The 8,687-nt window shown below is 56.0% G+C and carries 7 protein-coding genes and 1 pseudogene; 2 read left to right on the top strand and 6 right to left on the bottom strand.

Annotation, left to right across the window (positions count from 1 at the left end):
* Positions 1-244: 244 nt before the first annotated feature.
* From M2375_RS22330 to M2375_RS22315, 4 genes are all read right to left on the bottom strand, one after another.
* Positions 245-973: a tripartite tricarboxylate transporter substrate binding protein gene (locus M2375_RS22330; RefSeq protein ID WP_259170477.1), complete on the bottom strand. Its 729-nt coding sequence runs from the start codon at positions 971-973 to the stop codon at positions 245-247.
* Between the two features lie 306 nt (positions 974-1,279).
* On the bottom strand, positions 1,280-1,930 hold the full coding sequence (locus M2375_RS22325; RefSeq protein WP_259170476.1) for a 4-carboxy-4-hydroxy-2-oxoadipate aldolase/oxaloacetate decarboxylase: 651 nt from the start codon (positions 1,928-1,930) through the stop codon (positions 1,280-1,282).
* Positions 1,931-2,148: 218 nt separating this feature from the next.
* A complete protein-coding gene (locus tag M2375_RS22320) occupies positions 2,149-3,126 on the bottom strand; it encodes a tripartite tricarboxylate transporter substrate binding protein (protein WP_259170475.1) in 978 nt (325 codons plus the stop codon).
* Positions 3,127-3,168: 42 nt separating this feature from the next.
* Positions 3,169-3,861 carry an RraA family protein gene (locus tag M2375_RS22315; protein ID WP_259170474.1) on the bottom strand — a complete coding sequence of 231 codons (693 nt, stop codon included), beginning with the start codon at positions 3,859-3,861 and terminating at the stop codon, positions 3,169-3,171.
* Positions 3,862-3,951: 90 nt separating this feature from the next.
* On the opposite strand from M2375_RS22315, the gene M2375_RS22310 reads away from it, so the two are divergent.
* Together M2375_RS22310 and M2375_RS22305 are read left to right on the top strand one after the other, a co-directional pair.
* The gene (locus tag M2375_RS22310; protein WP_259170473.1) at positions 3,952-4,848 is read left to right on the top strand and encodes a LysR family transcriptional regulator; all 897 of its coding nucleotides are present in this window, start codon (positions 3,952-3,954) and stop codon (positions 4,846-4,848) included.
* A gap of 86 nt (positions 4,849-4,934) precedes the next feature.
* Positions 4,935-5,165: pseudogene (locus M2375_RS22305) on the top strand (IS3 family transposase); the annotation flags it as partial.
* Between the two features lie 288 nt (positions 5,166-5,453).
* On the opposite strand, the gene M2375_RS22300 reads toward M2375_RS22305, so the two are convergent.
* Together M2375_RS22300 and M2375_RS22295 are read right to left on the bottom strand one after the other, a co-directional pair.
* The gene (locus M2375_RS22300; RefSeq protein WP_259170472.1) at positions 5,454-7,670 is read right to left on the bottom strand and encodes an IPTL-CTERM sorting domain-containing protein; all 2,217 of its coding nucleotides are present in this window, start codon (positions 7,668-7,670) and stop codon (positions 5,454-5,456) included.
* A 486-nt stretch (positions 7,671-8,156) separates the two neighbouring features.
* Positions 8,157-8,495: a hypothetical protein gene (locus tag M2375_RS22295; protein WP_259170471.1), complete on the bottom strand. Its 339-nt coding sequence runs from the start codon at positions 8,493-8,495 to the stop codon at positions 8,157-8,159.
* Positions 8,496-8,687 lie beyond the last annotated feature (192 nt).

Below are 8,687 nucleotides of genomic sequence, written 5' to 3'. Positions count from 1 at the left end.
GCATGCACACGGCCATCGGGTACATGGCCCCCGTCACAAAGGAGCGCAGCCTGTTGGCTGCATGACTTGGTGTACGTGGAAACGAGGCAGGGTCACCCTTGGCCGATCCCTCCATAACACGCAGCGTCGTCCTGGCGCTACCGTCGAACCGTCCCACCAGTCACCACGTACGCTGCGCCGTTCAGGTGCTAATGCAGCAGGCTCAACAAAGTATCGACTCGGGCACATGGTTCCGATCTCCTGCTCAGTCCAGAGTCGCCCCGGTAAGTTTGACCAAGCGTTCGTAGCGACTAAGCTCGGAAGTCCAGAAAGCAGAAAAGCTAGATGCGCCACCTGGGCGAATTTCAACCCCGATATCGACTAGGCGCTTGCTCAGCTCTCCTTCTCTAAAAGCAGCTTGAACGGCGGCATTGATTTTTACAACCACTTCCGAAGGTGTCTTGGCAGGGGCCGCCAACCCGTACCAAGCATTCATCTTCATGCCTTCAAACCCCAGTTCTGCAAAAGTTGGAACTGCGGGAAGCATCGGATGACGGCGATCGGCCGCCACAGCAATCGCACGAATCTTTCCACCTTTGATTTGACCGTATGCACCTGTGTCCAACATATAGTCGATCTGGGCGGCCGTCACATCCGTCAATGCTGGCGAGCTGCCTTTATAAGGCACATGAATCACGTCAATTTGAGCGATAGACTTGAAAAGCTCCCCAGCCAGATGTGCGGAGTTGCCGACTCCTCCAGACCCATAGGACATCTTTCCTGGAGAAGCCTTGGCAGCCTTGACGATATCCTGAGGTGATTGGAAGGCCGATTTGGACGAAACAACCATCACGCTGGGAATGAGGCCAATCGACGCAATAGGCGTGAAATCATTAACTGGGTCAAAGCCAGCCTTTTTGTACAGATGTGGATTTGCCGAGTTGGTGGAACTCGTAGCTAAAAGAAGTGTGTATCCGTCAGCAGGTTGCCGGATGAAATGCTGTGTCCCAATATTCCCGCCGGCACGGCGATATTGTCCACGATGACACTTTGGCCCAATTGCACCCGCAAGCCCTCTGCCAAGGCGCGGCCGACAGCATCGGCAGCCCCCCGGCTGGCAAGGGGACGATTAAGCGCAAAGGCTTGGTTGGATAGCTTTGAGCCAAAGCAACACCCGAAACTCCAAGGATCAAGAGTATGCAGCTCCTACACACCCAACGACCTAGCAGCGCGCTACTCATCATCTTTCGTCCCTTATTGAAATGTTGCCGCAATCGACCTACGACCTTAGAAATACGAGTCAGACCAAACCATGACAACGCAACGTATCGCTCAAACCAAGGAGATCTGCAGTAAATGCACCTTGCTCAATAGCGCGACGCTGGCCAACCTCCTTCTCCTCGCGAGCAATACTGTTTGCAATCACCTCGTCAACGTCAGACTGGGCAACAACGACCAATCCATCACGGTCGCCGACGATGATGTCGCCGGGGTTAATCACGACATCGCCTACGGTTATCGGCGTGTTGACCTTGCCTGGCTGGTTCTTGGCAGTACCCTTGATCGATAACCCTCGGCAGAAGACAGGGAATCCCAGTTCGATGATCAGGTTAGCGTCACGCACGCAACCGTGAATGACGAGTCCCGCAATACCGAGCTTCATGGCCTGCAGCGTCAGTACATCCCCCCAAGGACCTGCCTCCATGAAGCCTTTTGCGTCGACTACCAGAACGTCACCAGGATGCGCCTTCTGCACTGCATAGTGCAACATCAAGTTATCTGCAGGCCGACAGTCCACAGTGAGTGCAGGACCGGCAAGACGCGTAGTCGGATCAATCGGCTTCATCCCGCTGTCTAACGCGCCTTTCGCGCCCTGTGCTTCATAGACGGTGGCGGCACCGAGATCGCGCAATTGTTGAAGCTGCTGTGCGCTTACTGGGGAATTCAACATGTGTATTTCTTTCGATAAAAACTGTGAGGGGTGCCTTAAAACAGGGGGGCAGTCCGGGCTCAGCTGAAGAGGCACCTTCCTTGCGGTGCGGTGATCCGTGGGTCCGCAGCGAACTCGATGCCCGTCGGCGGCGCTCCTCTTCGACTGGCGCAATGCAAATACTGCGCTAGGGCACTTTGCTGAAGACCTCGCCACTTCTGCAGCACTTATCCGGGGCTTCAATCCACCTTGGCGCCGGAGCGTTTGACCAGGGACTCCCAGTAGGGAAGCTCTTTCGCAATGAATTGTGAAAACTGCTCTGGCGTCCCTGCAACGTCACCCGACCCCATGTCGGCGAGAGCCTTCGCGACTTCGGGACTACGAAGCACTTGCGCTATGTCTCGATTCAGGCGTTCAACCAAGGGAGCGGGAGTCTTGGCTTGGACGAAGATGCCATACCAGTTGTCGATTACAAAGTTAGCGTAGCCCAGTTCCTTCAGGGTAGGCACCTGTGCCAGATTTTTCGACCTCGCGCTGCCGGTCGTGGCCAGCGCACGGATGCGACCGGAGCCCACCTGCGCTGCTATCGCAGTCGTTGTTTCGAATGCCACTGGTACCTGGCCTGAAATGACATCCGCAAGAGCGGGGCCTTGACCTCTGTACGGGACATGCACCATATCCAGTCCACGCTCAAGCTTTAGCAGTTCACCCATGAGATGCTGTGGACTACCGCTACCACCTGAAGCAAAGCTGTACACGCCCGGCTTTGCCTTCACCTTTGTCACAAGCTCATCGACCGATTTCGCTGACTCTGAAGCATTGACATACAGCACCAAAGGAACCGCAGCCACTTCGATCACTGGCGCCAGAGACTTGATAGGATCCAGTCGCAACTTGTACAGATTTCGATTGATTACCACCCCGGTGTTGTTGCCCAGCAGCAGCGTGCATCCATCTGGCGCTGACCCGCTAACGAACTCGGTTCCAATGTTGCTGCTTGCCCCACCCTTGTTCTCGACAATCACGGTGGCTCCGAGCGTCTTGCCAAGACCTGGCGCGATAAGCCTTGCGAGTATGTCGGTCGTGCCGCCAGGCGGATAAGGCGAGATCAGCTTCACGACCGGGCAGGGATAGTTCGCCTGCGCCATTGCGTCACCCGTTGTGCCGGCGAGAAGAGCACACAGGCTCAGTATCAGAAAATTAGGAATCGAGTACATAGCGAAGTCTCCTATTTGTTGTTCGACGGACGGGACGAGTTGTTAAGCGCCGCCTGTGTTGAGAGCCTCGGGCGCGCGTTGCAGGGTGTGGTACCCATGCTTCTTCCGAGCATCCGTCAAGGGCATTCCAGCGAGCGCGTCTTCAATGATCTTTGTCTCAATCAGACGAGTCTTCAGTGCCTTCTTGAGCACGGCCTCCATACGTTCACGAGGAACGACAACTACTCCATCAGAATCGCCAATCACCAAGTCGCCCTGACATACACGCACATCGCCCAACATGACCGGCTCTTCGTAGGCCTCGACCTGGACCCGGTCCTTTCCAGTACGCATGAACCTGCCACAGGCGTACAGCGGATACCCCGCTTCCTCTGCTTCGGCGGTATCACGGCAAACGCCGTTCACCACTGTTCCACCAATTCCTTTGTGTGCGGCAAGGCGACTGAGGATTCCACCCCAGACCGTGCAGTCCTTTCGAGCAGCGTTGTCCAGAACAACTACGGTGCCGGGGTCCAAGCGATCAATGAAGTCACCGACAGTTCCGGGGTTGAATCGATCAATCGGAGCAAATCGGATCGTGAACGCAAGTCCAAACAACTTTTTGGGCCCGGCAATCGGGCCAATGCCAAGTGCGCTGCCGGGCAGACTGAAGAAATCAAGGGCGTCAGAAACTTCAGCCGTAGAGAGCGTGCGGCTCTCCCGAAGCCAATCGGGTTCTTTGTGATCGATGTTCATTTGGTTTGCCTAGTTGTGCCGACAGCCTCAATGGTCGGTTAACAAATAGTTGAATGCAATCAACGAATTTTTAATCTAAGATCAGAACTTATGAACTTAAAAGAACTGCAGTACTTCTGCGCGGTGGTCGAAGCGGGAAGCGCGAATGGTGCGGCCGCACATCTGCATGTGGTTCCTGCTGCGGTGAGCATGCAGCTCGGGCAGTTGGAAGTTCAACTGGGAGGGAAGCTATTTGATCGTTCAACTCGCCCCATGACGCTGACGCCTCTGGGTCGCTTTCTCTATCCAAAGGCGAGGGCTGTGCTGTCCGACACGAGTCGGATGCTGGAGGACGCGCAGGATCTTTCTGCGGGACGGCTTGGGTGGCTCAGCATCGGATTCACGCGCTCAACGATTTTCTCAGTGCTTCCTGAGGCAGTGCGTGCATTGAATGTAGTCGCTCCCAAGGTTCGCATCGACCTTACAGAGATTCTGACGGAGCATCAGAGCGATGCGCTACGCGCAGGTAAGATTCACATCGGACTGGCTCGCGCAATAGGAGATTTCTCTACGGACGCGGAAACCGAGTGCATTCCCTTGTTCGACGATCCACTTGTGGCGGCTCTGCCAGTGACCAGCGCATTGGCACGCCGCAAGATCGTGACACCGTCCGAACTCGTTGAACTCGCATACATCAGCTACCCCAAGGATCCGAACAGCAGCTTCGCTCGTCACGCCTTGCAGGCATTGGAAAATGCCGGGGCAAAGGCGCGGGTAAGCTACGAGGCCAAGGAGATTCACACGGCATTGGGGCTCGTGGCTGCGGGACTGGGCTTCACCCTGGTTGGTCAATCCGTTGCGGATGGCCAGCGTGCAGACATGAGGTTTCGACCCGTTCGTGGGTTGAAAACCCTGGCTAAAGTATTCGCCACCCGGCGCAAGGGGGTGTCGCACCAGCTCGGAGATGCATTTCTGGAAATCTTGAAAACACAGTCGCTCACCCGCTAGAAGAACGGCAAAGATTCAAGCGTCAAGCTCGCCAGAAAATCAGCAGATCCTTGGCGTGCACCCGATCACCGGGCTTCACCAATACCCGCTCGACGTCTCACAAAGCCTGCTCGCCTGACAACGCGGCGTGTGAAGGATTCTTCGGTCGTCTCAAGACGGAACTGTTTTATCCTCAGGTCTGGCAGGCCACTACCGTTGAGGAGTTCATCGAAGCGGTCGATTCCTATATCCACTGGTACAACGAAAAGCGGATCAAGGTCACCCTCGGCTCTCTCAGCCCTATCGAATACCGGGTGAGCCGTGGACTTACGGCATAAAACCAATCCAAGTTTTTATCCGCACCCCCGGTGGGTCAGGTTTGCATGGAAATCAACAAGTCTTCGCCAGTCAGAACCGATACATAACATCGCCAAGCCCTTTTGTGCAGCACGCAATCCCATGCTCGCGCCTCACAAACTAAGAAATTCAGTGCAAAACTTCAACACGAGAAGCTAACGTTTATCTCTCTATTAATGGCCCCGGTGGATACTCAGCGTCTGAGGACGCCGCAGGCATTACTGATCGCGGCTATTGGCGTTTTTCCACACTCAACGGGGACGTAGCCATCAATTTAGCCGTTTGCGACGAAAGCCGATGGCGGCCAGTCCCGCCATTGCAGCGGAAAGCAGCATCATCGCTAGCTGGCTCAGCGACGGGACAGGTGTTGGCTGTGTCACAACCGCAGCGGCCGTCACCGTGATGTCGTAAGACTGAGCTTGTGCGGGTGCATAGTTGGCGTTGCCGTCTTGTGTGGCGGTAATCGTGCATGTGCCTTCTGCACCAAAGGTCACCGTGCCAGCGTCAAGCGTGCACACGTCGGCTACGGCCTTCTGCAGCAGGCGCTGCTGCTGGGCCACACCGCTTGCCGTAACGATCACCGGGTTTCCTGATGCGCCGCCCTCCACAACGGGTGTGTAGCGCACTCCCACAGGGATCGTCGAGGGCGGCGGCGGGGTGAAGTGAAGCGTCTGTATCCCTTGTTCCACGGCCAAGACATGCGTCACATCGGGCGCTGCTTGGTAAGTGGTGTTACCTGGTTGCGTTGCGCGAATAGTGCAGTCGCCCACGCCAGTGAATGTGATGGGGCCTGACGGCTGCTGGGCTACACAAGGCCCGGAATCGACCACAAAGCCCACGTTCAATCCTGAGGTGGCCGTAGCTTGCGGCTGATAGGTCGTGCCAAATTTACGCGGCGCTGGTGGCAAAAAGTTGATGGTTTGGGGGCTAGGTGCCGGAAGGGGCGTCACAAAAAGAGAAGATGTGGATTCCGGCCCCAGGCCATTGGCGTGCTTGGCACGCACGGTGAACGTGTAGTTCGTGCCAGCGGTCAACCCGTTCACGGTGCATTGCGTCGATGGCGCGACAGCGGTACAGCCGGCACTCGCTGGACTAGAAGTCACTTCATAGCCGACCGGAGGATTGCCTCGATCATCGGCAGGAGCAGTCCAGCTTACGGCGACCTGCAGTGCACCCGCTGTGCCTGAGGGTGTTCCCGCTGGATCGGTGAATCGAACCAACTGGGCGACCGTAGAGGGCTCGCCAGCCACATACAAGCGCGCCATATACAGCCCTGCGGGCAGATCGGGCAACGGCGCCGATACGAACTCTGTCGTTGAATGAGAAGTGGAACCTATCCGGTAGATGAATCCATTCTCTACACGTTGCAGATCCAGGCTCGGTATGTCGGTGCCTCCGGCGCCCTTGAACCCCGTGCCTGTCAAAGTCAGCCCGCCCGCTCGCCGCTGCAAGAGTGGCAGCGGATCCAGCACGGCCAGATTATTGGCGTGCACTGGAGGCTGATAGCGATCTGTGTTTGCATAAAAAGTCAAGCTGGGAGTCGAGCTGTGCCCACCCGTAATTAGCACCTCGCCGCTTGGCAAAAGATTCGCTGTTCCATTCTCGCGCGCTGGAGTGACCGCACCCTCTTCGCTCCAAAGGCCGGTCGCGGGGTCATAAATTTCCGCCACTGCCTGTGGATTGCGTGCCGCGTCTGAGCCGCCAGCAATCAATACCTTGCGGGACGGGAGCACGGTTGAATGAGCTGATAGGTAGCCCATCATGCTGTTGCGCGGATGATTTAACGCACCAGTGGCTGACCATGTGTTGGCGGCCGGGTCATAAAACTCTGCATGGTTGGTAACCCCAGCGGCCGTGAATCCCCCTGCCAGCAGCAGGCGCCCGTCAGACATTAGATTCATGCTTGCATAGTGGCGCGGCACCAGTGGCGGCGCGGCCGGTGACCATGTGCCGGCAACAGGATCGTAGATTTCTGCACTCGGGACTTCTCCACTTCCACTGAAACCCGACGCCACTAATACACGACCGTCACGCATTAGCACGGCGGCGTGGGCGTTTCTTCCCATTGCCATACTGCCTGTCATTGTCCACGTGCGAGTCCGCGGATCATATATTTCCGCCGACGTCTCTCTTACACCACCACTACCAACCCCACCAGCCAACAGAACTTTGCCATCGGCCAGCAGTGTCATGGAGGGCATACTGCGCCTAACACTCTGAACTCCCACATCTGACCAGGAGTTTGACACCGGATCGTACAGACGTGATAGCAGGCTTCCATCGCTACGCACAAGCACCTGGCCGGTGCCCAAAGTCACTGACTCCATTACGTTGCCAGTGATGACAACTGAACCTATTGAGCTCCAAACATTGCCTGTCAGCCGCTCTGCTGTTGCAACGAATCCGGTGCGGTTAACCCCTCCGAACACAGCAAAGGTGCCATCATCAAGCAACGCACCTGCATGCTGCGAACGCTCGGTCAACATGGGGGCGCCTGATACCCAGGCCGCCGCCGCCCCATGACTAAACGCCATAGACACTGCGGTTAAACAAGCGCCTGCCGCGAACATTGAAAGCTTTTTACTCAACATTGTCCCCTCAAGTAGATCGTGACATTTGGGAAGTCTTGCACCCCTATTTTTTACATTTTATACACGCGTTGAAACATATATGGTGCAAAGGTGCTAGGCCAGCTGTCTGCTGTCAGCCTCATAGCTTCCGCTGGAGCCACGCATGCGAGCGACAGCAACCGCTGCAGAGCCGACTTAGCCACTTGAGGGCAGCTTCAGGCTGGTTGCGGCCGTTCGGCTCTAGTGATGCTACTGACTGCTGATATCAAAAGCTGTCATTGCACCAAGACGTTCGAGGCAGTCTGCTCTACACCTCGAAGCAGACACAGAAGCCTGCGCAACCCGAGTGGCTGCTTTTGCATTTGTTAAAGTGGTGCTATCCACCCAATGCGGTCTTTTGACTCAATGATCGGCTGTAGCTGCTTGTGCAAAGAAAACTAGTCCCTCCTCTGGATCTATGAGGAACTTACGCACCCGATCGACGGGAAAGACTTCGATAGCTCCACTTTTCACAACCATCGTGTCGCCAGCCGTCCCTCTCGCCCACTCGCCTCCGCTCTGGCGCCGAATAATTTCGCCAAGGTAAGCACCTATTAGGAAACTCCCTCCATCAAGAACAGACTGGTCACCGTCTGCCATTTCCTTCATGACAGCCGCGATTTCCTCTAGCACCGAAACCGAAGCAAGGTCAAAGGAGATGCTGGTGCCCATCATCACTGCCGTTTCTTCAAGCTTGAGCACGCAGCGTTGATTACGTCTTGCAAAGATTTATTTGTCATGTTGGTGGAATTCACAGCCGATAGCGGACCTTGGACAAGGGCACGCAAAGCCGCAAAGTGTAGGCCTGGTGCATCAAAAAAAGAAGTTGCCTCGAGTTCATCACTCAGGCGACCTTTGGTTTTATTCGCAACAGCCCCTCGGCATATGCGCCAC

This window comes from Comamonas sp. BIGb0152 (assembly GCF_024809975.1).
In the GTDB taxonomy this organism is placed as follows: domain Bacteria; phylum Pseudomonadota; class Gammaproteobacteria; order Burkholderiales; family Burkholderiaceae_C; genus Comamonas.
This window is presented reverse-complemented; position numbering and strand designations above follow the sequence as displayed.

Coding starts and splice junctions, on each gene's coding strand:
- M2375_RS22325 (WP_259170476.1), bottom strand. CDS start 1,930: ATGTTGAATTCCCCAGTAAGCGCACAGCAGCTTCAACAATTGCGCGAT.
- M2375_RS22320 (WP_259170475.1), bottom strand. CDS start 3,126: ATGTACTCGATTCCTAATTTTCTGATACTGAGCCTGTGTGCTCTTCTC.
- M2375_RS22315 (WP_259170474.1), bottom strand. CDS start 3,861: ATGAACATCGATCACAAAGAACCCGATTGGCTTCGGGAGAGCCGCACG.
- M2375_RS22310 (WP_259170473.1), top strand. CDS start 3,952: ATGAACTTAAAAGAACTGCAGTACTTCTGCGCGGTGGTCGAAGCGGGA.
- M2375_RS22300 (WP_259170472.1), bottom strand. CDS start 7,670: ATGTTGACCGAGCGTTCGCAGCATGCAGGTGCGTTGCTTGATGATGGC.